Genomic DNA, 26,609 nt, shown 5'->3' with positions numbered 1-26,609 from the left:
CTCTCGCGAGGGCCGAGGTGCCACTAGGTGCAAGGATTCGGGCCGAAAAGGTGCAGCTAGTGCCACCTCGGCGAGCCGAAGGCGAGGCGCACGAAGCGGTCGGCGATGAGGGTCTGCACGTCGTCGGCGGGGTGGAGGTTGTCGGGCATCGGCAGGCTCGCTGCGTCTTCGGAGCCGTAGAGGCTCAGGCCGTCGAGGTAGGCGATGTGAGGGTCGTCGACGGCGCGCTCCTCGACGATGCGCGCGAGTTCGCGGCGGATGACGCCGAGACTGAGCTTGCCGTCGGCGAGCTCGTCAGGGCTGCCGGCGGTGATGGTCCACAGGTCTTCGCGGGCCGAATCCTGGATGGTCGGGCCGGCCGAGTCTTCGACCGGTTCGCAGAAGATCGGGGAGACGACGAGCAGCGGCGTCGACGGATGCCCGTCGCGGATGGTGTCAAGAAAGCCGTGCACGGCCGTTCGGAAGATGCGCAGCCGCATCATGTCGCCGTTGACGATGTTGATGCCGAGTTTGAGGCTGATGAGGTCGGCCGGGGTGTCCCGGATGGTGCGCGCGGTGAGCTGGTCGAGCAGCGCGTTGCCCGAGTAGGCGACGCTGGTCAGCTCCGCACCGGCCGCGCGGGCGGCGGCGACCGGCCAGGTCGTGCCGATGCGGGAGGCGGCGTAGCCGTGGCTGATCGAGCTGCCGTGGTGCAACCACCGTGGGCCGGCCGGTGCCGACGGCGGGGTCAGCGGAGCATCCGCGCGCAGCCCGAGCAGTTCGACCTCGTCGGTGTACGGCAACCACAGCTCGATCGCCTTGTCGTGGCCGGGCAACCCGTCGAAGCGCAGCGTGTCCGGTTTCCCGGCGACGACATACGCGTTCGGGCGTTCGAACGTGAAGACGAACCGGTTTCCCACAGAAGACGACGCCACCTGCGCGAGCTCGCCGTCGACGACGAGCTCGTAGAACGCCGGCCGCAGGGGTGTCGTCTCGCTGTCGATCATCTTCGTGGCGAGCACGTCGAGCTCGATCGCGGTGGCACGCGTGCGGAACGCGAGCCGGATGCCGGCGCTCTGCGAGACCGAAGCCAGCATGAAGTCGTCGGGCAGCTGCTTCCACTCCCGCGCGCGCAGCCGTCGCGGCAGGATTCCGCGCTCCCCGCGCTCGATCGCGATCGCACCGCGCACCTCGACGCGGCCGTCGGTGAACGGCGTCACATCGACTTCGCGCGCGTCGATCATTCGGCCTCGACGCGCCCGTCGGCGTGGATGCGGTAGTCGCGGCCCGCCACGCGGTACCCGCTGAGCGTCGCGTTCGGGTCGAGCTGCGCCGCGCATCCACCCGCCGTCACCGTGCCGTCGTGGCCGGCGCGCACGCCGAACACCGACTCGAGAACGAGTTGCACCCAGGCGCCGGCCGACGAGCAGGACCAGTCGTTGATGTACGGCAGCTGGGGCGGAGCCTTGCGCGCTCCGCCGTTGATGCCCGGCAGCGCCTCCTCCACGAAGTGCGCCTGCCCGGGAGGGCCCTGGTTGGCCGTGCGGGCGAGACCTTCCAGCCAGGGCACGGCGACGTCTGGGGCCCCCAGGGCGATGAGCGACCTCGCGGCGTCGGCGGGCCAGGCGGGGTATGCGCCGTTCCACTGGTGGTCGGGGCGCACACTGAAGCTCGCATCCGGGTCCCACGGGGAGAGGGCGCGCATCCAGTTGTCGGTCTGCAGATCGTGCTGGAAGAAGCGCACCATCTCCTGGCGAACCCGCGGTTCGAGGTCGGCGGCGATGGTGGTGCCGACGATGTTGAAGTCGTAGCAGTGCTTGACCGGGATGCGGGTGCCATCCGGTTGCCCGGCCGCGAAATGCCCTGTGCCGTCGAGGTAGAGCGAGACGACATCGGGGAGCAGCTCGTCGGCCTCCGACCGCAACCGCGAGGCCTCCTCGGTGTCGCCCAGCCGGTCGAGGATGGCCGCCGCCGTGCGCAGGTTCCACACGTTCGCGGCGTTGAGGCTCGCGACCTCGTGCGTGTAAGAGCTGACGCATTCGAGCAGATTGTCGATCTCGCCGTAGTCGGCCAGGCGACCGCTGCCGGCCTGCCGGTCGCCGCGCAGCGCCTTCCACGCCTCCGACCACTCGACCACGTGATCGGCCACGCGTGCCGCCGACCGGTCGCCGGCGCCGACGCGCTCGTCGAGAAAGCCCTCATCGCCGCTCAGCCGCACGTAGTCATCGACCATGCGCGTCATGGCGTAGTCGTTCACCGAGTACCAGCGCCCGATCGCCTCGCCGGTGAGCGAGGAGGTGCCGAAGTGGGTGTGGATGTCGCTGGCGATCCAGTGCCGCAGCTGGCGTCGCATCTCCACCGGGTCGAGCAGAGCGTGCACGACGGAGCTGAGGCTGTAGTCCCAGATGAAGGTGGCGGTCGACCAGTAGTTGGGCATGAGGGTGTCGTAGCTGCGACCGTGCACATTGCCCGCGAACTCGCGGCGGAACCAGATGACGCCCAGCGCGCCCCACCAGTAGAGCCGGCGCAGCGCGTCCGACGTCGTGTCGAGCAAGGGCAGGTGGCCCGAGTATTCGCTGTTTCCGGGCGTGAAGATCGCCTCAAGCTGACCGTTCCAGAACGTCTCGGCAGCCAGCACGGCGCTCGGAACATCCGTCGCGACCCTGTCGAAGACAGCCGCCGCCGCGGCACGGTCGGTGCCGACGGCCTGCACGTAGCCGAACCGGCCGGTCTCGCCCGGCGCAAGGTCGAGGGTCGTCTCGAGCTCGCCGCCGCGACCCGCCCCGCCGATGCCGACCTCGAACTCGTCGACCGGTGTCGGGGGCACCGCGCTCTTGCGCACGCCGGTCTGGCGGTCGAGGCCTTGGATGCTCCAGGCCGTTCCAGCCTGGCTCCCGAACACGAGACGGTTGCCGGCCGCATCCACCGTCACCTCATTGCGTTCGCTCGGCGATTCGGCGTCGCCCCAGGCGGTTCCCGATTGCACGACGCGAGCGTTGGCGGCCATCGTCAGCGACACAGTTCGCCGCTCGGCGCCACGGTTGGTCACCCGCACGTCGATCGCGACGGCCGTCTCGCCAGGAACGCACACCGTGACGGTCTCGAGATCGAGCCCCCCGACGGAAGCGCTGCGCACCACTCGGTCGGGGCGCCACGCGTGCGCGATGGGGATGCCGTACGACTCGAACACGCGCCCGTCGACGAACAGCGTGCCGGTCAGCGCCAGCCCCTGCGACACGGGCGGAAAGGTCACGGCCGACAGTGACGTGAGGTCGTGCCCGACCACGGTCGTGCCGAGGAAGTTCGTGAGCCCTGGAGGCGCGATCAGGTCGTCGTAGTGGTGGGTGATGACATCGGCCGCGAGATCGTCGACGGTCGGGATGGTGCGGGTGCCGCTCGTGGTGCTCGTCGGTGCGGGCATCGGTGCTCCAGGTGTGGTCGGTGTGCGGTCAGTACTGGCCGAGGGCCAGGCCGCGGGAGAAGAACTTCTGGGTGAAGAGGAACAGCACGACCGTCGGCAGCGACACCAGGATGCCCGCCGCCAGCACGGTCGACAACTGCGCGCCGCCGTAGGTGCTCTGCATGCCGCTGAGGGTCGTGACGATGGGGCGCACGTTGTCGGACTGGCTGAGCGTGAGACCGAGCAGCAGGTCGTTCCAGATGAAGGTCGCCTGCAGGATGAATACGGCGATGAGCGCGCTCGACGCCATCGGCAGGTAGATGCGGCCGAAGATGCGCCAACTGGAGGCTCCGTCGACCACAGCCGCCTCGAACACGTTGTGCGCGATGCCCGTGAAGAAGTTGCGCATCACGAACGCCGAGAACGGGATGGAGATCGCCGTGTAGACGATGATCATGCCCAGCTGGGTGTCGAAGAGCCCGGTGCGCGAGTAACCGTCGAAGAGCGGAAGCAGCACCATCTGCAGTGGAAAGACGGTGCCGCCGAAGATGAAGACGAACCACCAGAACCCGTGCCTGAGGCGCAGGGCGACGATCGCGAAACCGACCGCTGCGCCGACGATCACGGCGACGGCCGGCGAGACGATCGAGTAGATCACGGTGCTCAGCAGGCTGTCGCCGAGGTTGCTCAGCTGCCAGGCCTGCACCATGTTGTCGAACAGCGCCGTGCCGGTCGGAATCCACGACTGCTTCGAGTCGTAGGCGTCGGGCGCCTTGGCCGCGTTGATGACGAGCAGGTAGACCGGTAGCAGCCAGATGATGCCGAAGAAGATGAGCACGGCGGTTCTCGTGATGCGGGATGCCATCGGATGCTCCTAGATCTCGTTCTTCTTCGACAGCTGCTGCCGCAGATACAGCACGGAGGCGACCAGGGTGACGACGGTGAGGAACACCGCGATCGCCGAGCCCAGCCCGTACTGGCTGTTCACGAAGGTGTCGTTGTACATGGTGAGCGCCAGCGTCTCCGAGACCCGCCCGGGGCCGCCCTTCGTCATCCCCAGCACGATGTCGAAGGTCTTCAGGCTGGCGACGATCGAGAGGCCGATGACCACCGTGGTGAGCGGGCGCAGCATCGGCCAGAGGATGCTGCCGAACAGCCGCGAGCCCGTCGCGCCGTCGAGACGCGCGGCCTCGAGCGGTTCCTTCGGGATCGACTGCAGGCCGATCGTGAACAGGAGAGCGTTGACGCCCACCCCCTGCCACGCGGCCGCGATGATCATCACGACCGTGTTGAGGGGCGCATCCAGAAGCCACCGCGGGGTGTCCATGATGCCGAAGAAGTGCAGCGCCTGATCGAGCGCGCCGTCGCTCTGCAGCACGAACGACCAGATGAGGCCGACCCCGATGCCCGAGATCGCGTAGGGGATGAGGAAGGGGAGCCGCAGCCACACCCCGCCCTTCAGGTTGAAAGTGAGGAGCGCGAGAGCGAGCCCGAGCCCGACCGGGATGACGAGGGTTCCGACCACCCAGAGCAGCGTGTTGAAGAGGGAATTCAGAAAGTCGGGGTCCTCGAACATCGCCTGATAGTTCGAGAGCCCCGCCCAGGTCGGGTCGCCGAGGCCGTTGTAGTCGGTGAAGCTGAGGAACACCGTCCACAGCAGCGGGAGGTAGAGGAGTACGGCGACCAGGATCACGCCCGGGGCGACGAAGCCCCGGGCGGCCCAGTGGTACTGCGGTTTCTTGTCGCTCACGTGTTATTTCTTGCTGGCCCAGTACTTGTCGGCGGCGTCCTGGATCTTCTGCAGGAACGGCGTCGGGTCACCGGGGTTGGCGGAGAACGCGCCGAACTGCTCGAGCGCCACGTTCAGGATGGGGGTGGGTGCCGCCTCGAAGTAGCGCGTGACCAGCTGGTAGTCGCCGCCCGACACATCCTCGCCCAGCTTCTTCAGGCTCGCGTCTTTGACGGTCGCCTTCGGGTTGAACGGAACGTCGCCGCGCGCGTTGCCCCACGCCGACTGCGCGTCGGGGGTCATCCACCACTTGGAGTACGCGAGGCCGAGGTCTTTCTGCTTCGAGCTCTGCGCGACGCACATCGGGCCGGTCTCGACCGGAACCGGCGTCTTGCTGAGGCTCGGGTCGACGGCCGGGATGATGAAGTAGTCGTAGTCGGTTCCCGCTTTCATACCCACCCCGTCGAGGGATGCGCCGAAGAACGTGCCGAAGTTGATCATCGCCATGTCGCCCTGCTTGAGCATCTGCGCCGGGTCGGTCTTGCTGCCCGCGTCGCTGAACCAGCCCTTCTTCTCCTGCTCCAGCCAGACGTTCATGATGTCGACGATGCGCGGATCGGTGTATTTGACCGAGCCGTCGGCCAGCCCGTTGTAGAGGTCGGGGTCGGTTCCGGCGACCAGGGTCTCGAACCAGGGGAACGTGAACAGAGTGCTCGTCTGGTAGAACGGCGTGACACCGGCCGACTTGAGCTTCGCGGCGTCGGCCATCAGCTCTTTCCAGGTGGTGGGCTTCTGGATGCCGTTCTCGTCGAAGATCTTCTTGTTGTAGTACATGACCCAGTAGGCGATGTTCATGGGCACGCAGTACTGCTTGCCGTCGAACGTGTAGTACTTCTCCAGGTCTTTGCTCACGTTGCCGTCGTCGATCGCCTTCTTCCACACATCGGAGGTGTCGGCCACGAGCTTCTGGTCGACCAGCTGGCTGAGCGAGTCGCCCGTCGACCAGGTGAACAGGCCCGGGCTCTGCTGTGTGCGGAACGACTGCTTCACGAAGGCCTGGTACTGGTTCTCATCCGAGTAGCCCGTGGTGTTCAGGCTGATCTTCACGTCTTTCTGCGACGTCGGGTTGAGCGCCTGGAACTGCGGCTTCCACGCCGCCTTGTCGGTGTAGAACTTGAGGGTGCCCGTGGTGGCCGTACTCGATCCGCCGCCGGAGCATCCGGCGAGCAGCAGGCCGGTCGCGAGCACGGAGGCGACGAGCCCCAGTGTGCGTTTCTTGTTCATCTGAACTCCCTTGTTCGTGTGCGGCGTGACGGCCGGCACATTCTGATGCGCCCCCGGGAAACCTTGTTGGTATCGTTACCAACAATCTGCAAAAGTACCAGTATTCGGTACCTCCTGCAAGGAGCCGGACGGTGCGTGCTGTGGTGATGCGGTGTTTCGGTGGTGCCCAGTGTTCAGTTGTCGTCCGCGCGGGTGCCCCGCACGAAAGCCTTGACGGTGGCGAACGTCTCGCTCTGCGAATCCGCCGTGCGACGGATGATGTACGGGCCGACCGCCGCCGGCACGATGAAGGTCTCCGCGTAGTGGATGCGGTAGGGCTCGAACGCGCCGGTCGGGCTCACCACCTCCACACTGTCGCCCTCCACCAGGTTCAGCACGTTGACGGTGCCCTCGGTGTCGTGGCGGGCCTCGGTCTCGAACCAGTGGCGGCGAACCTCGATGAACTCGAGCTCGTGCAGGCCGGTGCGTTCCTCGCGCGCGCCCTCGGTCTCGCGGATCACCTCGACCTGCCCGACCAGGTTGTCGCGCGTCCACTCGGTGTCGCGATTCCACTGGATGTTCTTCGTCCCGTGCTCGAGGTGGATCGGCCGCGGGATGCCGTCGATGCCCACCCGGCCCCAGTCCCAGAGCTTGAACGTGAAGATGAACGGTGTCGCCGAGATCTCCAGCACCATCGAGTCGGCACCCGAGGCGTGCACGGTTCCCGCCGGAATGGCGAAGTGATCGTGCTTCTTCGCAGGAAAGACATTGACGAACCGCCCCGCCTCGAACGGGTGCTCCCCGTCTTGCGCGGCGTTCAGGGCGGCGACCATCTCCTCCCTGTCCACGTCGGTCTTGACGCCCAGGTAGACCACCGCGTCGTCGGCCGCGTCGAGCAGGTAGTAGCTCTCGTCTTGCGTGTAATGCATGCCGAACGTGTCGAGGATGTAGTCGGTGAGCGGGTGCACCTGCAGTGACAGGTTGCCGCCCTCCATCGTGTCGAGGAAGTCGAATCGGATGGGGAACTCGGCCCCGAACCGCGCAAACGTCTTCTCGCCCAGCAGACCCCTCGGCTGCGAGAGCACGAGATCCATCGCCGGGATCTCGATCACGCGGCCGTCGGCTTCGAGCAGCAGGGAGTTCTCCTCCGGAACGCAGTCGAAGCACCACGCGTAGTTGTCGGCGGCAGGGTCGAGGTCGAGACGCTCCTTCATCCACTGGCCGCCCCACACCCCAGGGTCGAAGAACGGCACGACCCGGAACGGCGAGGCTGTCGTCGCTCGGAGCGCTCCCCGGAACGCGTCGCCCGTGATCAGCCCCGCCTCGCCGATGCTGGTGTTCGTGTCGAGCACGAAGTCGACGCGATCGAAGAGCGTGCGCTTGTGCCGATCGGCGGTGCGCCACTCCACGAAGAACCCGCGCTTGTATTTGCGCAGATTGTCGTCGCCGGGGTTGTTCGCGTGCCAGTTGGTGGCGCCGGCGCGCTGGCGCAGCTGGATCTCCCACCGGGCGAGGTCGGCCAGCACGAGCACGTCGGCGTCGAGCGGAACCAGATCGGCGCCCCAGCCGACCAGCACGGTCGGCTCGCCCGAGTCGGCGACCCCGGCAGCCAGAGCCATGAGTTCGTCGGCCACATAGAACTCGTCGAGCGTGAAATGGCTCATCACGCCGAAGACCCTGTCGTCGGTGAGATTGCGCACGATCAGCGCATCGATCTGCTCGGCCGGCTTGCGCGCGCCCTCCATGTCGATGACGGAATATAGGGGAAGCGCTGCACTCAACTCGGCCACCAGGCCGTCGACGTCGACACCCGGGTAGCAGTCCACGGCAATCACGGGAGCGCGATCACCGGATGCGGCGCGCGCGGCCGCGTCGAGCTGCGGCCAGGCCTCGGCCCCGAGCCACACCCGGCTGCCGCTCGGAAGCGGAACCGAAGGCTGCTTGTCGTAGGTGGAGCGGAGTGCGGTCACTACTGGTCCTTTCGAGGGGCGGCGGCGGAGAGGCCGAGCAGCACGGAGTGCTCCGGCGCGTCCGGCGTGAGCAGCGGTGGGCGGAAAGACGACGACCAGAGGTGATCGTGCACATACCGGGTCAACCGCGGAAGAAGGATGTCGGCCGACCGCATCACGCCGCCGGAGACGACCACGACGCTCGGATCGTACGCGTGGCAGAGCCCGACGATCGCAGCGCCCCAGGCGCGCACGAACCGATCGAGCACGGGAGCGACGAGCGGATCGGCGCTGTGGTCGATGAGGCTCTTGATGCCGAGTGCCTGGATGCCGGGGGCGCCGAGGGCGGCGGCGAGAGCGGGATCCGCCGCGGCGTCGCGGCGGAGGGCCCACGTGCTCGCGATCGCTTCGGCGCATCCGATGTTGCCGCAATTGCAGACCGGCCCGTCGAGGTCGACCGTGATGTGGCCCCCGAGGATGCCCGCGTGGTCGTGCGCGCCCCGAAGCAGCACGCCGTCGACGATGGCCGCGGTGCCGACGCCCGTGCCGAGCGTCAGGAGCACGGCGTCGGTCGCGCCGGACGCGCATCCGAATGCCGTCTCTCCCAGCAGCGCCGCGCGCGCGTCGTTCTCGATGACGGCAGGGGCGTCGAACGTGGTGGCGGCCCAGGCTCGCAGATCGCGTCCGGTCGCCCACTCGTACTTCTCCTGAGCGGCGACGAGGGCTCCCCGGGCTCGGTCGACCACACCCGGAACGGCGATGCCGACCCCGTCGATGCGCCCCGGCATCCGCAGCGCGACCTCGCGAACCGCCGTGAGGTCACTCTCGTCGCCGGTGTTGGGGAGCGAGGCGGTGTCGATGATGTCGGCGCCTTCGAGCGTCCCGAGCTTGATCTCGGTGCCGCCGAAGTCGATGCACAGCACAGCCATCGTCATCTCCCTCCTCGTCGCGGGCGCTCGACGTCAGGTACGGCGCGGCGCGTTGGTAACGTTACCAACAGAACCGAGTCGCGTCAAACACACCCTCGCGAGCCCCGGAAGCCCGCCTGAGGCGCGACTCACGGGCCGAAGATGAGCGCCCTAGGGGCGGGCGACGCGGAGATGGGTGGGCATCTCGACGCTGCGGGCCGGCGCGGGCTCGGCGGAGTCGAGCAGCCGGGCGAACAGCAGGCGGGCGGCTTCGCGCCCGAGCTCGCGCGGGTCGTGGTCGATCACGGTCACCGGCACGGGCATCATGTCTGCCAGCTCGAAGTCGTCGAAGCTCACGATGGACGGCAGCGGCACCTGCGAGCGGGTGCGGATGCGCTCCCCGATCTCCTGCAGCGCGCCGATCGTGTTGCGGTTGTTGGCACTGAACACCGCGGTCGGCGGATGCTCGAGATCGAGCAGCGAACGCATCGCCGCGCTCGCTGTCGCCACATCCTGCTGCCCGCGGCGAACCAGGCTCGGCTCGACCGGGATGCCGCGCTCGGCCAACGCTCTTTCGTACCCTTCGTAGCGCCGCTGGCCGGTGAAGACGCTCGTCACGTTGCCGAGATAGGCGACCCGCGTGTGACCCGCGTCGAGCAGGGCGGAGGTTCCCCGGTATGCGCCGCCGATGTCGTCGAGCACCACCGCGTCGGCCTCGACGCCGGCGACCGTTCGCGAGGCGAGCACGAGCGGGGTGTCCCGCAGCATCTCGCGCTGGAGGTGCCCGGAGTCGCCGCCCGACGGCACGACGATCAAGCCTTCGACCTGGCGGCCGATGAAGTCGGCGATGAGCTGCCGCTCGCGCGAGAGTTCCTCGCCCGTGTTGCCGAGCACGATACGGCGGCCGTAGTGCGACGCAACCTCCTCGACACCGAGCGCGAAGTTGCCGTAGTAGGGGTTGCCGAGGTTCGTGATCGCCACACCCACCAGGCCGCTCGTCTGGCCCGGCCGGATGCTGCGAGCGTTCTCGTTGCGGTGATAGCCGAGCGAGGCCACCGCCTCGAAGACGCGGTCTTGCACATCCTGGCGAACGTTCTTACCCCCGGCGAGCGTGCGCGAGACCGTCATCGGGCTCACGCCGGCCAGGGCTGCGACCTCTTTGATGGTCGGTTGCCGTGGCGGGCCACCGAGGGGCGTTGGGGTCATGCTCGCTCCTCGTCTGACAGGCCGCATGGGTCGCACTCAACCTACTACCGGGCGTGACCGGCCGAGCCCATTGCTGTACAGCGACGCGGATTCGGTGCTACCTTGTGCGCGTTGGTAACGATATCAGGATCAGCGTGGATCGGAGAATCATGACGCACACCCTTTTGCGCGGGCGCACCGCGATCGCGGCCGCCCTCGGGCTCGGCCTCGCCCTCGCCGCACCGTTGGCCGCGACGGCCGGCCCGCCGGCGCCGGGCACGACACCCGCCGGCGGCAGCGAGACGATCACGACCACCGCATCCGTCGACGCGTCGCTCACCACCGAGTTCGAGACCTACGGCGACACCTCTGGCCGCTGGACGGGCGCCGACTCCGCCTACAGCGTGCCGCTGCCCGGTGGCAAGATCGCCTGGCTCTACTCAGACACGTTTCTCGGCACTGTGAATGCCGACCACTCCCGGCCCACCGACTCCCCGTTCGTGCACAACTCGATCGTGGTCGACGACCGGCACGGGCTCACCACGCACACCGGCGGAACGACCGCCGCCCCCGCCTCGTTGGTGCAGGTTCCGGGTGGCGACGAGAACCAGGACTGGTACTGGTTCGGCGACGGCACGGTCGAGGGCAACCACCTGCGCGTCACCCTGCTCGAGTTCGTGCGCACCGGCGACCAGCCGTTCGATTTCGCGTTCAAGGGAACGGCGGTCGCGTCGTTCTCCCTGCGGACGATGGCCCTCGAAGGCATCACGAAGCGCCCGGCGGGCACGGTGCAGTGGGGTTCCGCGATCTACGAAGACGGCGGGTACACCTACGTCTACGGCGTCGAAGACCTGCAGTCGACCAAGTATCTGCACCTCGCCCGCGTGCGCACCAACCACCTGACGACGAAGCCCTGGGAGTTCTGGACGGGCTCGGGATGGTCGGCCGCCGAATCCGCGTCGGCGCGCATCATGGACGGCGTCTCCAACGAGTTCAGCGTCACCAAGTTCCAGGGCAGGTACACGCTCGTCACGGGTGACACGACGGAGATCCTGAGCGCAAAGGTCGTGATGTACCGCAGCGACTCGCTCACGGGGCCGTTCACGAACAAGACGCTGCTCTACACGACCCCCGAGACCGGCGGAAACGTGTTCACGTACAACGCGAAGGCGCATCCGGAGCTCGGCGACCGCGACACCCTGCTCGTCACCTACAACGTCAACAGCTTCTCGACCGACGATGTCTACGCGAACGTCGACAACTATCGCCCGCGCTACATCGACGTGGACGTCGCCATCCGCCGTCGCTGTCCCGAAGGCACGACGAGCGGACGGCGACGGTCGCGGGATGCGTCAGCCGAGCACGGGCTCCGGCTCGCGCTCGGCGGGCGCGACCTCAGGCACCTCGTCAGCCCGCTCGGCCGCGCCGACTTCCGCTGACGTGCGCTTGGCGCGCGCGACGACCACTGACAGAACGGTCACGGCCGCGGCTCCCAGGGCGAGTAGCCCCGCGGTGACGAAGCCGTCGGTGTAGCCCGACTCCGCCGGAAGGCCGTCGGAACCGATCGCCCCGGTGACCATGGCGGTCATCAGGGCGGCGCCGATCGCGGAACCGACCGTGCGGAGGTTGGCGTTCATCCCGCTGGCGACGCCCGTCTGGGTCGCCGGCACGCTCTGCACCACGACGCTCGTGATCGCCGCGTAGACGAGGCCGAGGCCCAGGCCGAACACGCCCGCCTCCGCGGAGACGATGAACAAGGATCCGTGGAACAGCCCGATCGCCACGCTGGAGACGGCGATGATCAGGCTCGCGATGATGACCTGCGCGCGGAAGCCGACGAACCGGGCGAGCGGACCGCTGGCAGAACCGGTGATCGCCATCGTGACGAGCATGGGCAGCATCAGCAGGCCAGAACCGGCCACCGTCGCACCCAGTCCGTAGCCGGTCGAGGTCGGGAGTTGCGTGAACCGGGGAAAGAAGGAGAACACGGCGAACATCGCGGCGCCGACGAACACCGCTGCGGCGTTCATCGCCCACACGCTCGGCAGGCGCATCATGCGCATGTCGACGAGAGGGGTGCGCGAGCGCAGTTCCACGGCGATCCAGGCGGCGAGAAGCACCGCCGCTGCGATGAAGAGACCGATCACCAGCGGCGAGCCCCAGCCCCACTGGCTTCCCGTGCTGAGCGGGAGCAGCAGCGCGACCAGCCAGCCGGAGAGCAGGATGGCCGCCCACGGGTTGATGCCGCCGGGCGCGCGTGAACTGGACTCGGGGATGAAGATCATCGCGAGCACGGCGGAGCTGACGGTGAACACGACAGGCACCAGGAACAGGCCGCGCCAGCCCAGCACATCCGAGAGCGGTCCGGCCAGAACGGTGCCGAGACCGCTGCCGATGGCCATGACCGACGCGAGTGCGCCGATGGCCGAGGGCAGGCGATGGGCGGGGAACGTGTCGCGCACGATTCCGAACGCCAGCGGGAACATGGCGCCGCCGACTCCCTGGATGACCCGCGCCACGATGAGCACGGCGATCGAGGGAGCCACCGCGGCGATCACGGAGCCGATGGCGACGGCCAGCATCGCGATGACGAAGATGCGGCGCTTTCCGACCATGTCACCGACGCGGCCGAGCAGCGGGGTCGCGACGGCCGCGGAGATGAGCCAGGCAGTCATCGTCCAGGTTGCGCCGGAGGTGGTGGTGCCGAGGTCTTGCTGGATCACCGGCAGAACCGGCACGACAAGGGATTGGAGGGTGGCGAAGGAGCCGGCACTCAGCGCCAGAATGGCGAAGGTGAGGGCTGGATGGGATCGAGACATTGAGATCTTTCCGTTCTCGAGGGGTTCGCCGAGAGGAATCGGCTAGAATTGGAGGGAGGCTCCGATCGGAGGGACCCTCCGTTTTAGAGTAGCGGAGGACGCCTCCGCTACGCAAGCCTCTTCTTTGGAGGACCCATGACCGACACCGACAGCGCGCTCATCGCCCAGCGCCCGCACCGAGCCGACGCGCGCCGCAACTTCGACGCGCTGCTCGCCGCGGCACGCGAGGCGTTCGCCGCGCACGGGAGCACCGCATCCCTCGAAGACATCGCGCGCCGCGCCGGGGTCGGCATCGGCACGCTGTATCGCAACTTCCCCACCCGCGACGCCCTGATCGAGGCGGTGTACGTGGACGAGGTCGAATCGGTCGTGCGCGCCGCCCGCGACGCCGAATCACTCGAGCCGTGGGATGCGCTCGACACCTGGCTGCACCGCTTCGTCTCGTACATCGGCACGAAGCACGCCCTGCTCGACGGCCTCAACAAGGACTCCCCCGTGCTGCTCACCTGCCGCACCGCCATCTACGACAGCGGCTCCCCGCTGCTCGAACGCGCCCAGAAGTCCGGCGAGGTGCGAGACGACGTGGTCATCGGCGACGTCGTTCGAATGGTCTCAGGCATCGCCGGGGTCGCATTCGAAGACGACGCCCAGCGCACGAAGGTCGTCGAGCTGGCGATCGACGGGTTGCGCGCGCGGTAGTCCGGCGCACACGGGAGCCATCCGGCAGAGCGTCCGCACCGAATAGGGGGTAGCGGAGGCGAGGTCGCCGCGGAACCGGAGGCGACCGTGCACGCGAAGAAGCCGAGCATCAGAGGGCGGCGCATCTGGCCGTTCGCCGCAGCGGCGGGAGTGGTGAGCGCCGGCGCATTTCTGGCTGCGGCCGAGCTGGTGGCGCTGATCGTCGCACGCGAGGCGAGCCCCATCCTCGCGGTGGGCTCGTTCGTGATCGACATCGTTCCGCGCTGGGCCAAAGAGTTCGCGATCGAGACCTTCGGGTCGAACGACAAGCCGTTCCTGCTGCTGAGCCTCGCCGTGGCCGTCGTGGTCGCCGCAGCCGTCGCCGGGGTCATCGAGTACGTGCGGCCTCCACTCGGCGCGGCGCTGATCGTGGTCGCCGGCGCGCTCTCGGTCGTCGCCACCGTGACCAGGTCGAGCGCGGGCGCACTGGCATCCCTGCCCGGCATCGTGGGGATCATCGTCGGAGCAACGCTGCTGTATCTGACGGCGCGCCGCCTCCGCGCCTGGCGGGACCACCTGCGCGAACCGGATGCGGCGAGCGCCGCCATCGACCGCCGCGGCTTCTTCCGGCTCACCGCGATCGCGGGCGCTGCGGCGCTCGTCGTCGGGGTCGGCGCACGCGTCGCCAACGCGGCCACCTCGTCGGTGACCGCTCTGCGCGCCGCACTGAAGCTGCCGGCGCCCGGCAAGAAGGTGATAGTTCCCGCCGGAGCCGAGCTGCGCATCCCCGGCATCTCGCCGCTGTTCACCCCCAACAAAGACTTCTACCGCGTCGATACGGCACTCACGGTTCCGTCGATCGATCCCGCGACCTGGCGGCTGAAGATCGGCGGCATGGTCGACAAGCCGGTCGAGATCGGTTTCGACGAGCTGTTGCGGATGGGTCTCGATGAGTACGCGATCACCCTCACGTGCGTCTCGAACGAGGTCGGCGGCAACCTCGCGGGCACCGCGAAATGGCTCGGGATCCCGGTGCGCGACCTGCTGCGCACCGCTTCGCCGACATCGGGCGCCGACATGGTGCTCTCGCGCAGCATGGACGGGTTCACGGCGAGCACCCCGCTCTCGTCGCTCACCGATCCGAAACTCGACGCCATCCTCGCCGTCGGGATGAACGGCGAACCGCTGCCGCTGGAGCACGGCTTCCCGGTTCGCATGATCGTGCCCGGCCTCTACGGCTACGTCTCGGCCACGAAATGGCTCACCGAACTGAAGGTCACGACGTTCGCGGCCGACCAGGCCTACTGGACTCCGCGCGGCTACAGCGCGAAGGCCCCGATCAAGCTCTCGTCGCGTATCGACACCCCTCGGCTCGACAAGTCGATCCCGCAAGGCGCCACCAAGATCGCGGGAGTCGCCTGGGCGCAGACCGTCGGCATCGGACGAGTGGATGTGCGGATCGACCAGGGCGACTGGCAGCGGGCGACACTCAGCACGGCGGTCGACGATGACACCTGGGTGCAGTGGTTCCTGGATTGGACGGCGGAAAGCGGCACCCACTACGTCACGGTGAGAGCCACCGACAAGAACGGAAAAGTGCAGGACGACCAGCGTCGACCCATCGCACCGAACGGCTCCACTGGTTTGCAACGCACCCTCATCAGCGTTGCTTGACGCACGTCGAGCTCCGAAAGTTCAGCGCGTGTCTGTTGGATATCAGGATGGATACACCCTTGAATGGGGATATGACCGAGCGGTGGACGGCCCAGACCGGCAACGCACCCCATGTCGGCGAGCGTGTGCAGTTCATCCGCTGGGCGCAGACCGCCGACGGGTGGACCTCCGAGATCGTCGCCGGCCGCTACCTCCGCATCGACGGGAGCGACTGGGTCGTCGACGTTCTCGGCGAGGAGCACCATCTTCCGCGGGGCGAATGGTCGCAGTGCGCCAAGTGACCCGCGCACAGCATTCGTTCACCTCGGCCCCCGAAGCTGAGCAGCGTGAGCGGCGACGACAAGAAGCACGATAAGAAGCACGACAAGAAGCACGATAAGAAGCACGACAAGAAGCACGATAAGAACCACGACAAGAAGCACGAGACCGAGGCCATCGACGACGTCGTGACCCGTCTCGCGAAGAAGTTCGACGGAGTGCCGAAAGAGCACGTCGCGAAGGTCGTCGCCGAGGCCTACGACGGCCTGCAGAGCGCGAAGCTGAGGGACTACATCCCCGTGCTCGTCGAACACAGCGCGAAGCAGACCCTCAAGAACGAGAAGCGCAAGGGCTGACCTGCCGCGGGCGGCACGCGCGCCGCGTTGCCGCCGCGAGGGGCGAGTTGTTGCGGCCTGGCACGCCTGCCAGGCCGCATCTACTCGCCCCTCGCGGAGCGCGCGTGCTAGCGCTTCAGGTTGGTGAGCTCCTGCAGCACCTCGTCGGAGGTGGTGATGATGCGGGCGTTGGCCTGGAAACCGCGCTGCGCGACGATCAGGTTGGTGAACTCCTGCGAGAGGTCGACGTTCGACATCTCGAGGGAGCCGCCCTGCAGCGTGCCGAGGCCGTCTGAGCCGGGAGCGCCGAGCTGTGCCGCACCCGAGTTCACGGTCGCGCGGTAGGTCGAGCCGCCGGCCTTCTCCAGACCACCTGGGTTGACGAACGTCGCGAGGGCGATGCGGCCGACGGCCTGCTTGTCGCCGTTCGAGAACAGGCCGATGATCGTGCCGTCCTTCGAGAGGGTGAACGACTCCAGGGTGCCGGCCTTGCTGCCGTTCTGGTCTTTGAACGCGACGGTCGTGAGGTCGGCGAAGCCGGTGACCTTGCTGAGGTCGACGGCCACGCCGCCGACCGTGAGCGTGCCGCCGGAGGTGAGCGCGCCGTTGGTGAAGGCGAGCGCGCCGGTGGCGGTGGCCGTTCCGTCTGTGCCCGACACATCCCATCCCGTTGCCGAGCGGGTGAACGTGAGAGAGAGGTCGCGCTCGGCGCCGTTCGCGTCGTAGACCTTGATGTCGCGCACGAGCTGGTCGCCCACGGCCGCGGTCGAGGGCAGGTTGCCGGTGACGCTGGAGGCGGTGGTGGCGGATGCCGGAGTGACGGCCTTCAGCGGAATGGTCACGTCGCCGAGGGCGCCGCCCTGCTGCACGACACCGTTCACCGCGTTCCAGCCCTGGAGGATCGCGCCGCCGGGGCCGACGAGGCGGCCGTCGGCATCCGGGTCGAACGAGCCTGCGCGCGTGTACTGGATCTCGCCGCCGACGTTGACGGCGAAGAACCCGTCGCCGTTGATCATCATGTCGGTGGGGCGGCCGGTGGCCTGTGCGGCGCCCTGCGTGAAGTTCGTCGAGATGCCCGCGACGAGCACGCCGAGACCGATCTGCGCGGGGTTCGTTCCGCCGGTCTGCGCCTGCGGGCCCCCGGCTCCCTGCACCAGCTGCGAGAGCGTGTCCTGAAACTGCACCGCGCCAGCTTTGAAGGCGGTGGTGTTGACGTTGGCGATGTTGTTGCCCGTGACGTCGAGCATGGTCTGGTGCGAGCGGAGGCCGGAGATTCCGGAGTAGAGCGAACGGAGCATGATGCTGCCTTTCTGGTTTCGGTGGGTCAGACGGTGGTGGCCGGCGCGGGGGTGACCACGCCGGAGATCGAATCGAGGTTGATCTTCTGGTCGCCGACGGTGACGACGGGAACCGAGCCCTCGTAGGAGACGGAGGAGGCGAGGCCGGTCTTGGTGGCGCCGTCCTTGTCGATGTAACTGACGGTGTGGCCGACGAGATTCGCGGCGGCCATGCGCATCTGCAGGGCGAAGTTCTCCTGGTTGGTGCTGTCCATGTTGGTCAGCTTCTCCATCATCGCCAGCTGCGTCGTCTGCGAGATCATCTGGTTGGTGTCCATCGGCGAGCTCGGATCCTGATTGCGCAGCTGCGTGACGAGCAGGTTCATGAACGCCTCGCCGTCGAGGCTCTGTTTGGGCACCCGGGTCGGCTGGGTCGTGTAGATGCCGGTGGCTGTCACAGAGTCGTTACCGGTCACGGAGTCGACCATGATGGCTCCCTTCTTTCCTGAACTGTTGTGTCGTTCGTCTGCCGTGAGGTCAGACGACGAGATCGATGGTGTGCACGGGATCGCCGAGCCGGTGGCCGGGCGAAGACTGGTCAGGCTCGACGGATGCGCGCGCGCGGGCGCGTGCATCCTCGCCCGGCTGACGGGAGGCGTTCTGGGCGGGGTTCTGCGGCTGTCCGGGGCGTCCGTCCCCGCTCTGCGACGGCTGGTTCTGCGACGACAGGTCGAGCGATCCGTTGAGGCCGGCGCCCGAGAGATCGCGGCGGAGGTCGGGCAGGATCGCCCGCAACGCATCCCTGCCCGTGTCGGTCGGCGCGAACAGTTCGACCCGAACGCCCTCGGCTCCGACGTGCGCCCGAACCGTGACCGGTCCGAGGGTGTCGGGCGTGACGTGCACCGTCATCACGTGCTCGCCGCGCCCGGCGGAAGCCAGGGTGAACAGCGGGCGGGCGAGCTGCGAGGGCAGGTCGGCCGCCGTGTTGGTCGGGGTCGGGGCGGGTGCGGATGCGGGGGTCGAGGATGCCGCGGCCGTCGGCGCTGCGAGTGCGGGCGCCGCGATCGAGGCGGAGGCGGGGGGCGCGACGGTGGGAGCGGTCGCATCCGACGGGGCAACGGATGCTGCACGACTCGGCGCGCTGGGGTTTGCGCCGGCTGGTGCTCCGGTGATCGCGGCCGAACCTGCTGCTGTCTGTGCCGGCAAGAGCGCGGTGGCCGTCGGTGCCGGTGCGGCAGTGGCCGGAGCCACGCCCGCGGTCGGTGCCGCTGCGGCGGTGGTCCCGGCGATACTTGGTGGAGCGGCTGCGGAGTGAGCGGCCGCGGAGGCCGACTGCGTTCCGTTGAGCCGCCCGAGGGCAGCGACAGCGTCGTCGCCGGTGGCCGGTTCACGCCCCACCGAAGCGGCGCCCGCCCCAGCGAGACCCTGTCCGACCGGGTTGCCGCCGCGCAGACTGCGGCCCGTCTGCCCGGCTGTGCTCGAGGCGCCCGCTGCAGCCGACGCCGCTGCGCCGAAAGCCTCCTGGCCTGCACCATCCGCCGTCGAAGCGAGCGGGCCGGCCGCGGCGAGGGACGGCGACCCGGCACCGCTTGGCGCCGCCGCCTGACTGGGGCTTGGGGATGCGGGGGTCGGCACAAAAGGCGGCGTCGCGCCCGAGGCGGCTGGTGCGACGGGCGCGGTCGACGAGGCGGCGATTTCGGCTGGCTGAACCGCCGGCGCCACCGCGGCAGCGGTGGATGCGGATGCGGCGGCCTGCTCGACCGGAACGGCTTGCGCGGGAGCGACGCCGGCCATGGCGGCGGGTGTCTCCGAGTCCGCGGACTGAGAAGCGGAGGCATCCGACTCCCCCGGCGCGCGCGCGTCGGCCGGGGCGTCTGCACGAGTACCGGCCGACGACGCCGCGTGCGCCACCCGATCATCCCGGCGCGCGTCCCGAGTCGCCGAGCGATGCCTGTCGGGCGTCGCCGCTGCGCTCTCGGTCGCGCCAGCGAGGAACTGACCGAACGCGTCTCCGCCCGCCGATGACTTACGTGCCGTCGACGGGCCCTGTGCGATGACGGATGCGGGTGCGCCCGCCGCGACCAGCGGGCTCACAGCGAGCTCCCCGACAGCATCGACTGCAGCAGCCCCCGAAGCATGGCGGCCTGCGACGCCGCAGCGCTGCTCGACGAGCCCGACAAGCCCGACAGACCCGACAAGCCGGACAAGCCGGACAAGCCGGACATCCCCGACAGACCCGACAGACCGGACATCCCCGACATCGCTGACAGGGCCGACAGCGCCGAAGCCGAGCCCGACCCCACAGAGGCCGTTACGGTTGACGCCTGCGGCACGACGCGGCGGATCGTGTCGATCTCCGAGTCGTCCATGTACGCCTCCACGAGGCTCACGTTCTTGCCCTCGCGCGGCGCATGGATCACCTTGTGGTCGCCCGCGTAGATGAGGATGTGCTCGCCTCCGCCGGTCACGATGAGGTCGCCCGGCTTCGCCTCGGCGAGCGACGCAACCTCGGTGCCGAGCTTCGCCTGCCCCGAGACGAGCCGCGGCACGTCGATGCCGAGATCTTTGTAGACCCGCTGCACGAGACCCGAGCAGTCGAGTCCGCTCGAGGTGGTTCCGCCGAAGACGTAGGGCACACCGAGGTACTTCTTCGCGTCGGCGACCACGTCGTCTCCGGTCACGGTGCCGTCGCCGAGAGTGCCCGCATCCGTGGTGCCGACCGCTCCGGCGAGGGCGCCGGCGAAGTCAGTCGCAGAGGTGGAGGAGGTCGATGCCGTCGCGGTCGAGACCTTGGCCGGGTTGTCGAGCTGCACGAGAGTTGACTGGATCTGGGCGATCCTGCTGAGGGCATCCGTCACGGTCATGATTCACTTCCTTCGCGTTCGCGCACCCAGGCGCCCGTGGCCACTTCGTCGATGGCCGCTTGTTCGGTGGAGAGATCGTGCGCCGCGACGCCGTCGTTGTGCCGGGTCTCGAGCTTCTCAAGCCCGACGGCCCGCGCTTTCGCGTCCCCGAACGCCGCCTGTGCCTCTGCGGCCTCGCGCTCGGCGCGGTCGGTGAGGGCCGCAAGGTCGGCGAGCATGCTGCGGCTGGAGGCGCGCGCTGCGGCGAGCGCGAACAGCGAGGCGGCGTCGGTGGCCTCGACCGACACGTTGTGCAGCGCGGCGATCGCTCGCACCTGACGGTCGTCGGCGTCGCGCCGGAAAGCATTGGCGGCGGCGAGGTCGCTCGCCGCGTGGTCCTTCTCGATCTGCCGCAGCCGCAGCAGGCCGGCGAGGGGGAAAGCGCGGGCCATCAGGCACCTCCGAGCGTCGCGGTCGTTCGCCCGAGCAGCGCGTCGAGCGCGTCGAGCCGGGCCCAGGATTCTGCGGCGCTCGCGGGGTCGCCGAGGCGCTGGCGCAGAAACGCGTTGATGGCGTCTTCGTGCTCCACCGCCGCATCCACCCGCGGATTGCTTCCCGGCTTGTACGCGCCGACATCCAGCAGGTCTTGCGCAGCGACCTTGGCGGCGAGGATGCTGCGCAACGCCACCGCGGCCTCACGCTGCTGCGGCGTGGTCACGCGAGACGCCAGGCGCGAGATCGAGCCGAGAACGTCGACGGAGGGGAAGTGACCGATGACCGCAAGCCTGCGGTCCATGACGACGTGGCCGTCGAGGATGGACCGTGCCGCGTCGGCGATCGGCTCGTTGTGGTCGTCGCCGTCGACCAGCACCGTGTACATGCCGGTGATCGAACCGGTCTCGCCCGTGCCCGCGCGTTCGAGCAGTTGCGCCAGCAGGGAGAAGGTCGACGGCGGATACCCGCGGGTCGCCGGAGGTTCGCCGACCGAGAGGCCGATCTCCCGCTGCGCCATCGCGACCCGGGTGAGCGAGTCCATCATGAGCATCGCGTGCGCACCCTCGTCGCGGAACGACTCGGCGATCCGCGTGGCGACGAACGCCGCGCGCAGACGCATGATCGCGGGTTCGTCCGAGGTCGCGACGACGACGATCGACCGCGCGAGGCCGGCGGCACCGAGGTCGTCTTCGAGAAACTCCCGCACCTCACGCCCCCGCTCCCCCACCAGCGCGATCACCGAGACCTCGGCCTCCGTGCCGCGCGCGATCATCGAGAGCAGCGACGACTTGCCGACGCCAGAACCGGCGAAGAGACCGAGCCGCTGCCCTCGGCCCACAGTGATGAGCGTGTCGAGCACGCGCACACCGAGGCCGAGCGGGGTGTCGATGCGCGCCCGGCGCATGGCTTCGGGAGCGCGGTGGTCGATCGGCACGTACGTGTCGACGTCGATCGGGCCCTTGCCGTCCACCGGGCGCCCGAGCGCGTCGATCACCCGACCGAGCAGACCGTGCCCGGTCGGAACCAGCAGGGGCGTCCGCACCGCGCGGGCCGGCGCCCCGGCGGCTATCCCGGTCAGGCGCCCGAAGGGCATGCACCGGATGCGGTCGCTCGTCGTGGCGACGACCTCGGCGTGAACGCCCGGATTCTCGCCGATCGTCACGAGGTCGCCGATCGCCGCGTCGACACCCACGAGTTCGGCGCCGAGACCGACGACGCTCGCCACGCGTCCGACGCGCTCGGGGCGTGCGGCCGAGGCGGCAGACCGGATGCGGCGGCCGAGCCCGGTCGACGCGTCCGATACGGCACGCGAGCCGAGGGCGGGTGTCGTGGGTCGGGTGACCGTGGGTGCGGTGGCGTTCATGCGATCGCCTCGCGAGCCCGGTCGAGGGCGGTGCGGATGCGCGCATCCAGCCACCCGTCGGGGAGCTCGCCGATCGCGTCTCCCGCGGCGACGGCGGGGTCGGCCACGAGTCGCACCGGAAGCTCGGTCGCCGTCTCGGCGATGGCCGCCGCATCGTCGGGGTTCAGGCGGATGACGCTCACCTGCCCGGCGAGATCGTCGCCGAGCACTCTCGCCACGGCGGCCTCTGCGGCGGCGAGCCGGTCGCCGAGCGCGTGGCCGACGACGGCTTCTGCGAGTTCGAACGCCGCGGCGACGAGCGTCCCCTCAGCATCCTCGACCACGGGAAGCGTGCTCTCGGTCAGTTCGAGGGCGGCCGCTCTCAGCACGGCGAGCGCGCGGACCGTGTGCTGGGTCGCGAGGTCTGCCCGCTGCGCGCGGTCCTGTTCGGCCGCGGCCAGCCAGGCGGACTGCTCGGTCGCGGCGACCCGCAGCCCCTCTGCGTAGCCGGCGGCGTACCCCCGCGCACGCGCGGACTGCGCGGCGGCGTGCGACTGCTCCGTTTCGGCGAGCACCGGGATCGGGAGGCGGGAGAAGGCGACGTCACTCGACATAAGCGTCCTCGTCGGTGCGCTGCACGGTGATCGCGCCCTCGGCTTCGAGGTCGCGGATCGCGCGCACGATCTCGGCGCGGGCGTCTTCGACCTGCGACATCCGCACCGGGCCGAGCACCCGGATCTCGTCTTCGAGGATCTCGCGGTTGCGCTCGGAGAGGTTGCCCGTGATGATCTCGGCCACGGGCTCGCTCGCGCCCTTCATCGCCACCGCGAGAATCGCCGCGTCCACACCCCGAAGCACCTGCTGCACATCCCGCGCTTCGAGCTTCACGATGTCGGCGAAGGTCAGCATGCGCGACCGCACCTCTTCTGCCAGCTCCGGGTTGCGACGCTCGAGGGCTTCGAGCAGCGCCTTCTCGGTGCTGGCGTCGGCCCTGTTGATGATCTCGACGAGCGGCTGGACGCCGCCCACGACGTCCGACGCCTCGCGGGACGAGACGACCGCGCTCGCCCGCTGCTTCAGAGTGTCGGCGACGACGCGGACGGCGTCCGGGCTCGCGCTCCCCATCGTGGCGATCGCATGCGCGACCTCGGTGCGCAGGTCCTCGTCGAGCCCGGAGAGCACGCGCGAGGCATGGTCTGCCCTCAGGTGGGCGAGCACGAGCGCGATCGTCTGCGGCAGTTCGCCGGCGAGCAGCATGTGGATCTGTCCCGGCTCGACCGAGTCGAGAAACTCGAACTGCTTGCCGGCCATCGTCGACGCCACACGGTTCATCACACCGACGGCCTTTTCCGCACCGAACGACGCTTCGAGCAGGCCCACGGCGATGTCACGCCCACCGCGGGTCGACATGCCGCCCCGAACGGTGAGCTCGTGGAACTCGCTGAGCGCCTTCTCGGCCACCGCAGGGTCGACCCGGCGCAGCCGCAGGATCTCCGCGGTGATCTCGTCGGCTTCGGCCTCCGAGAACTGCTTCATCACCTGAGCGGCACGCTGCTGATCCATGTTCATCAGCACGACGGCCGCCTTCTGGGCCCCGGTCAGCGGGGTCTTGAGGTCGTTCATACGCTCTGCCGATCCTCCATGAGACTGCGGAGGAACTCAGCGGTCTTCTGCGGATCGCGCTCGGCGAGCGACTCGATCTCGGAGCGGCGACGGTCGGCTTCGACCTCGGCCGACGTGACGGGAGGCTCCGGCACGGGGTCGAGTTGCATCGGCACGGTCGGCGTCTGGTCGATCGACAGCGGGAACGGAAGCGTGTCCAGCGCGAGCGTGTCGGCGTCGTCTTCGAGCGCCGATTGCTCGGCCGAGCGCTTGCGGCCGCGCCGGAACAGGGCGAACACGATGATCGCGGCGGCGAGCACGGCGACCGCGATGATCGACGTGCGGATGATGCCGCTGAGCTGGTCGGCCGCTGCCGCATCCTTCGCCTGCTGGATGGCCTTGCTCGCCTCCGTGGCGCCGGCCTGGCTGAAGTTGACCATCTCGACACTCACCGAGTCGCCGCGCTTCAGATCGATTCCCGCCGCCGCGTTCACGAGGTTGCGCACCTCGGTCTCGCTCACACCGGTCACCGCATCCTTGTTCAGCGCGACCGAGACGGTCTGACGGTTGATTGCGCCGGCGGGAATGGTGCGCTGCTCGGTGACCTTGTCGACGGCGTTGTCTTTCGTCGCCGACTCGGAGTTGAACGTGCCGTTGCCGTTGGCGCCGTCGGGCACCGCGATGTTGTCCGGTCCGAGCACCCCGGCCGCCGAGCCGCCCGAGCCGGTGTAGGTCTCCTTGTTCGTGGTCTCGCTCAGCGACGGTGCGTTCGTGGGAGTGGTGTACGTCTCCTCGGTGCGCTGGGCCGACTCGCTGCTGAGATCGGCGGCCACGACGACCGTCGCGTTGCCCGCGCCGACGACCTTGTCGAGCATCGCCTGCACGGCGGAGCGAACCCGCGTCTCGTAGTCGCTCGCCTGCTTGTCCGCTCCTCCGACCGCGCCTGTGCCGACCGCGCTGAGCACGGTACCCGAAGCGTCGATGACGGCGACATCCGTCGGCTGCATGCCGGTGATGGCCGCGCTCGTGAGGTGCACGATCGCCTGCACCTGGTCGGCGGTGAGCGTCACGCCGTTCTGCGTCTCCACGAACACCGACGCCGTCGGGTCCTTCTTCTCCGACACGAACACGGTGTCTTCGGGGATGGCGAGGCGAACGGATGCGGTCTTGACGCCCTTCATCGCGCCGATCGTCGCTCCGAGCTCACCCTCCATCGCACGCTTGTAGGTGACCGACTGCTGGAACTCCGACGAGGTGACCCCCATCTTGTCGAGCAGCGAGTACCCGCCTGTGCTCGCCGTCGGCAGACCCGCGGATGCCGCCTTCAGGCGCTCGTCGTAGACCTTCTGCTGCGGCACCATGATCGTGCTGCCGCCGTCGGTGATCTCGTAGGGAACGCCGTCGGTCTTCAGCTGGTCGACGATGCTCGACGCATCCGTGGCCTGCAGCCCGGAGAACAGCGGTGTGTACGACGGCTGCGCCGCCCACATCGTGAGCCCCGTGATGCCGAGCGCGACGACGGCGACACCGATGATCGCGATCGTGCGCTGGGCGAACGAGAAGCCGCGGATCGTGTCGCCGATCCGTCGGAAGAAGCTCGTGACCTGCTGAGGCATCAGGCCTGCATCCTCATGATCTCGTTGAACGCGTCGACCGCCTTGTTACGAACACCCGCGACGAGTTCCATGGTGACCTGGGCGCGCGAGGAGGCGATGGTGGCGTCGTGGATGTCGTCGAGGTTGCCGGTGACGGCCTGGATCGCCAGCGAGTCCGAGGTGGACTGCAACTGCTGCAGGTTGTCGACGGCGCCCGTGAGCGCGTTGCCGAAGGCGACACCGCCCGTGCCGGTGGTTGCGGTCGCGCCGGCCGCGGCACTCGTGGCGGATGCGGCGTCGACGCCGCCGATGGCTCCGATTGCGGGGATGGGCATCAGTTGCGTCCGATCTCGAGGGCTGCCTGGTACGTCTCTTTCGCGCGGTCGACGACCGCCGCGTTCGCCTGGTATCCGCGCTGCGCCATGATGAGCGAGCCCATCTGCGACCCGAGGTCGATGTCGGGGTAGCGCACGTAACCGTCCTCATTGGCGACGGGATTGTCGGGCTCGTAGACCATGCGGCCCTCGGCGCTGCCGTATGCGGCGCCGGCGACATACGCGCCGCTGACGCCTTCGCCCTCCTGGGCGACGACATAGCGCGCCTGGAACGCATCACCGTCGGCGGATTTCGCCGTGTTGATGTTGGCGATGTTGTCGGAGATGGCGTCGAGCCACTTGCGGTGCAGGGTGAGTCCGGTGCCCGCGATCCCGATCGCGTCGAAGGTCATCAGCTCGTCCTCAGCGCCGCTCGAAGGGTGGAGAACTGGCTGCCGGCCGCCTGCGAGGCGAACTGGAACCGCAGCACCGTATCGACGTTGGAGAGCGTCTCGGTGTCGAGGTTCACGTTGTTGCCGTCGAGTCTCGTCGGCTCGAGCGAACGCCCGGTGCTGGAGGCCGCGTGACCGTCGCCGTCGGCGACGGAGCGGGCGAGAGCATCCTCGAACGACACGCGCTCCGCGGTGTAGCCCGGGGTGTTCACGTTGGCGATGTTGTTCGCGATCGCGCGCTGGCGAGCGGCGAGGCCGTCCAGCGCGCTCGACAGCGCGGCACTGGTCACGGATTCGAGCACAGGCACCTCATCGGGGTCGTCAATGGCGTTCGGCCCGTCCATGGCCAGTTCGTCGAGCGATCCGTGCTCACTGAGTGTTATCGGCCGACTCCCCCGGTCGGTTAGCGACCGGTGCGAATCAATTGCGGCGGGCGCTCGGAGCGCCGCGATATCAGGGGCGATTTTCCAGTGACGTGACCGGTTTACCCACAGAGTCATCCACAGCTCATT

At 68.7% G+C, this 26,609-nt stretch carries 26 protein-coding genes; 5 read left to right on the top strand and 21 right to left on the bottom strand.

What is annotated here, in order from left to right:
* Window positions 1-56: 56 nt before the first annotated feature.
* The 8 genes from ACFVWR_RS08200 to ACFVWR_RS08165 form a co-directional block, all read right to left on the bottom strand.
* Entirely contained in the window at window positions 57-1,223 is a 1,167-nt protein-coding gene (locus ACFVWR_RS08200) for an SGNH/GDSL hydrolase family protein (RefSeq protein WP_387209905.1), read from the bottom strand.
* Complete coding sequence (locus tag ACFVWR_RS08195; RefSeq protein ID WP_387209903.1) at window positions 1,220-3,400, bottom strand: hypothetical protein; 2,181 nt, start codon at window positions 3,398-3,400, stop codon at window positions 1,220-1,222. Before ACFVWR_RS08195 ends, ACFVWR_RS08200 begins: the two co-directional genes overlap by 4 nt.
* A gap of 28 nt (window positions 3,401-3,428) precedes the next feature.
* Window positions 3,429-4,244, bottom strand: a complete 816-nt coding sequence (locus ACFVWR_RS08190) for a carbohydrate ABC transporter permease (protein ID WP_387209901.1) — start codon at window positions 4,242-4,244, stop codon at window positions 3,429-3,431.
* Between the two features lie 9 nt (window positions 4,245-4,253).
* A complete protein-coding gene (locus ACFVWR_RS08185) occupies window positions 4,254-5,129 on the bottom strand; it encodes a carbohydrate ABC transporter permease (RefSeq protein ID WP_387209899.1) in 876 nt (291 codons plus the stop codon).
* Between the two features lie 3 nt (window positions 5,130-5,132).
* Window positions 5,133-6,392, bottom strand: coding sequence for an ABC transporter substrate-binding protein (locus tag ACFVWR_RS08180; RefSeq protein WP_387209897.1), 1,260 nt, complete (start codon window positions 6,390-6,392; stop codon window positions 5,133-5,135).
* 173 nt (window positions 6,393-6,565) lie between these two features.
* Complete coding sequence (locus ACFVWR_RS08175) at window positions 6,566-8,341, bottom strand: class I mannose-6-phosphate isomerase (RefSeq protein WP_387209894.1); 1,776 nt, start codon at window positions 8,339-8,341, stop codon at window positions 6,566-6,568.
* Window positions 8,341-9,255, bottom strand: coding sequence for an ROK family protein (locus ACFVWR_RS08170; protein WP_387209892.1), 915 nt, complete (start codon window positions 9,253-9,255; stop codon window positions 8,341-8,343). Before ACFVWR_RS08170 ends, ACFVWR_RS08175 begins: the two co-directional genes overlap by 1 nt.
* Before the next feature lie 144 nt (window positions 9,256-9,399).
* A complete protein-coding gene (locus ACFVWR_RS08165) occupies window positions 9,400-10,434 on the bottom strand; it encodes a LacI family DNA-binding transcriptional regulator (RefSeq protein WP_387209890.1) in 1,035 nt (344 codons plus the stop codon).
* Between the two features lie 149 nt (window positions 10,435-10,583).
* On the opposite strand from ACFVWR_RS08165, the gene ACFVWR_RS08160 reads away from it, so the two are divergent.
* Window positions 10,584-11,852 (top strand): DUF4185 domain-containing protein, encoded by a 1,269-nt coding sequence (locus ACFVWR_RS08160; protein ID WP_387209888.1) that lies wholly within the window; start codon window positions 10,584-10,586, stop codon window positions 11,850-11,852.
* Here ACFVWR_RS08160 and ACFVWR_RS08155 read toward each other — a convergent pair.
* On the bottom strand, window positions 11,766-13,232 hold the full coding sequence (locus tag ACFVWR_RS08155; RefSeq protein ID WP_387209886.1) for an MFS transporter: 1,467 nt from the start codon (window positions 13,230-13,232) through the stop codon (window positions 11,766-11,768). The genes ACFVWR_RS08160 and ACFVWR_RS08155 overlap by 87 nt on opposite strands.
* Window positions 13,233-13,367: 135 nt before the next feature.
* On the opposite strand from ACFVWR_RS08155, the gene ACFVWR_RS08150 reads away from it, so the two are divergent.
* The 4 genes from ACFVWR_RS08150 to ACFVWR_RS08135 all read left to right on the top strand — a co-directional run bounded on the left by ACFVWR_RS08150 (window position 13,368) and on the right by ACFVWR_RS08135 (window position 16,198).
* Window positions 13,368-13,931, top strand: a complete 564-nt coding sequence (locus ACFVWR_RS08150; protein WP_387209884.1) for a TetR/AcrR family transcriptional regulator — start codon at window positions 13,368-13,370, stop codon at window positions 13,929-13,931.
* An 87-nt stretch (window positions 13,932-14,018) separates the two neighbouring features.
* The gene (locus tag ACFVWR_RS08145; RefSeq protein ID WP_387209882.1) at window positions 14,019-15,584 is read left to right on the top strand and encodes a molybdopterin-dependent oxidoreductase; all 1,566 of its coding nucleotides are present in this window, start codon (window positions 14,019-14,021) and stop codon (window positions 15,582-15,584) included.
* Window positions 15,585-15,655: 71 nt separating this feature from the next.
* Window positions 15,656-15,865, top strand: coding sequence for a hypothetical protein (locus ACFVWR_RS08140; RefSeq protein WP_387209880.1), 210 nt, complete (start codon window positions 15,656-15,658; stop codon window positions 15,863-15,865).
* A 45-nt stretch (window positions 15,866-15,910) separates the two neighbouring features.
* Complete coding sequence (locus ACFVWR_RS08135; RefSeq protein ID WP_387209878.1) at window positions 15,911-16,198, top strand: three-helix bundle dimerization domain-containing protein; 288 nt, start codon at window positions 15,911-15,913, stop codon at window positions 16,196-16,198.
* A gap of 107 nt (window positions 16,199-16,305) precedes the next feature.
* Here ACFVWR_RS08135 and ACFVWR_RS08130 read toward each other — a convergent pair whose 3' ends face one another.
* From ACFVWR_RS08130 to ACFVWR_RS08075, 12 genes are read right to left on the bottom strand one after another with little or no spacing between them, the layout of a single operon-like run.
* Window positions 16,306-17,475, bottom strand: coding sequence for a flagellar hook protein FlgE (locus tag ACFVWR_RS08130; protein WP_387209876.1), 1,170 nt, complete (start codon window positions 17,473-17,475; stop codon window positions 16,306-16,308).
* A 26-nt stretch (window positions 17,476-17,501) separates the two neighbouring features.
* Window positions 17,502-17,945 carry a flagellar hook capping FlgD N-terminal domain-containing protein gene (locus tag ACFVWR_RS08125; protein WP_387209978.1) on the bottom strand — a complete coding sequence of 148 codons (444 nt, stop codon included), beginning with the start codon at window positions 17,943-17,945 and terminating at the stop codon, window positions 17,502-17,504.
* 46 nt (window positions 17,946-17,991) lie between these two features.
* A complete protein-coding gene (locus ACFVWR_RS08120) occupies window positions 17,992-19,548 on the bottom strand; it encodes a flagellar hook-length control protein FliK (protein ID WP_387209874.1) in 1,557 nt (518 codons plus the stop codon).
* Window positions 19,545-20,318 carry a C40 family peptidase gene (locus ACFVWR_RS08115; protein ID WP_387209872.1) on the bottom strand — a complete coding sequence of 258 codons (774 nt, stop codon included), beginning with the start codon at window positions 20,316-20,318 and terminating at the stop codon, window positions 19,545-19,547. The genes ACFVWR_RS08120 and ACFVWR_RS08115 overlap by 4 nt, the downstream gene beginning before the upstream one ends.
* The gene (locus ACFVWR_RS08110; RefSeq protein ID WP_387209870.1) at window positions 20,315-20,749 is read right to left on the bottom strand and encodes a hypothetical protein; all 435 of its coding nucleotides are present in this window, start codon (window positions 20,747-20,749) and stop codon (window positions 20,315-20,317) included. Before ACFVWR_RS08110 ends, ACFVWR_RS08115 begins: the two co-directional genes overlap by 4 nt.
* Window positions 20,749-22,155, bottom strand: coding sequence for a FliI/YscN family ATPase (locus ACFVWR_RS08105; protein WP_387209868.1), 1,407 nt, complete (start codon window positions 22,153-22,155; stop codon window positions 20,749-20,751). Before ACFVWR_RS08105 ends, ACFVWR_RS08110 begins: the two co-directional genes overlap by 1 nt.
* The gene (locus tag ACFVWR_RS08100; protein WP_387209866.1) at window positions 22,152-22,748 is read right to left on the bottom strand and encodes a FliH/SctL family protein; all 597 of its coding nucleotides are present in this window, start codon (window positions 22,746-22,748) and stop codon (window positions 22,152-22,154) included. Before ACFVWR_RS08100 ends, ACFVWR_RS08105 begins: the two co-directional genes overlap by 4 nt.
* The gene (gene fliG / locus ACFVWR_RS08095) at window positions 22,738-23,757 is read right to left on the bottom strand and encodes a flagellar motor switch protein FliG (RefSeq protein WP_387209864.1); all 1,020 of its coding nucleotides are present in this window, start codon (window positions 23,755-23,757) and stop codon (window positions 22,738-22,740) included. Before fliG ends, ACFVWR_RS08100 begins: the two co-directional genes overlap by 11 nt.
* Window positions 23,754-25,352 (bottom strand): flagellar basal-body MS-ring/collar protein FliF, encoded by a 1,599-nt coding sequence (fliF, locus tag ACFVWR_RS08090; RefSeq protein ID WP_387209862.1) that lies wholly within the window; start codon window positions 25,350-25,352, stop codon window positions 23,754-23,756. The genes fliG and fliF overlap by 4 nt, the downstream gene beginning before the upstream one ends.
* Window positions 25,352-25,666 carry a flagellar hook-basal body complex protein FliE gene (gene fliE / locus ACFVWR_RS08085; protein ID WP_387209860.1) on the bottom strand — a complete coding sequence of 105 codons (315 nt, stop codon included), beginning with the start codon at window positions 25,664-25,666 and terminating at the stop codon, window positions 25,352-25,354. The genes fliF and fliE overlap by 1 nt, the downstream gene beginning before the upstream one ends.
* Window positions 25,666-26,058, bottom strand: a complete 393-nt coding sequence (locus ACFVWR_RS08080; protein ID WP_387209858.1) for a flagellar basal body rod protein FlgC — start codon at window positions 26,056-26,058, stop codon at window positions 25,666-25,668. The genes fliE and ACFVWR_RS08080 overlap by 1 nt, the downstream gene beginning before the upstream one ends.
* A complete protein-coding gene (locus tag ACFVWR_RS08075; protein WP_387209976.1) occupies window positions 26,058-26,399 on the bottom strand; it encodes a flagellar basal body rod protein FlgB in 342 nt (113 codons plus the stop codon). Before ACFVWR_RS08075 ends, ACFVWR_RS08080 begins: the two co-directional genes overlap by 1 nt.
* Window positions 26,400-26,609 lie beyond the last annotated feature (210 nt).

The sequence above is a fragment of the Leifsonia sp. NPDC058292 genome (assembly GCF_042880955.1).
Classification (GTDB): Bacteria; Actinomycetota; Actinomycetes; order Actinomycetales; family Microbacteriaceae; genus Leifsonia.
The sequence above is the reverse complement of the archived record's forward strand: the minus strand, read 5'-3'. Positions and strand labels throughout refer to the sequence as shown.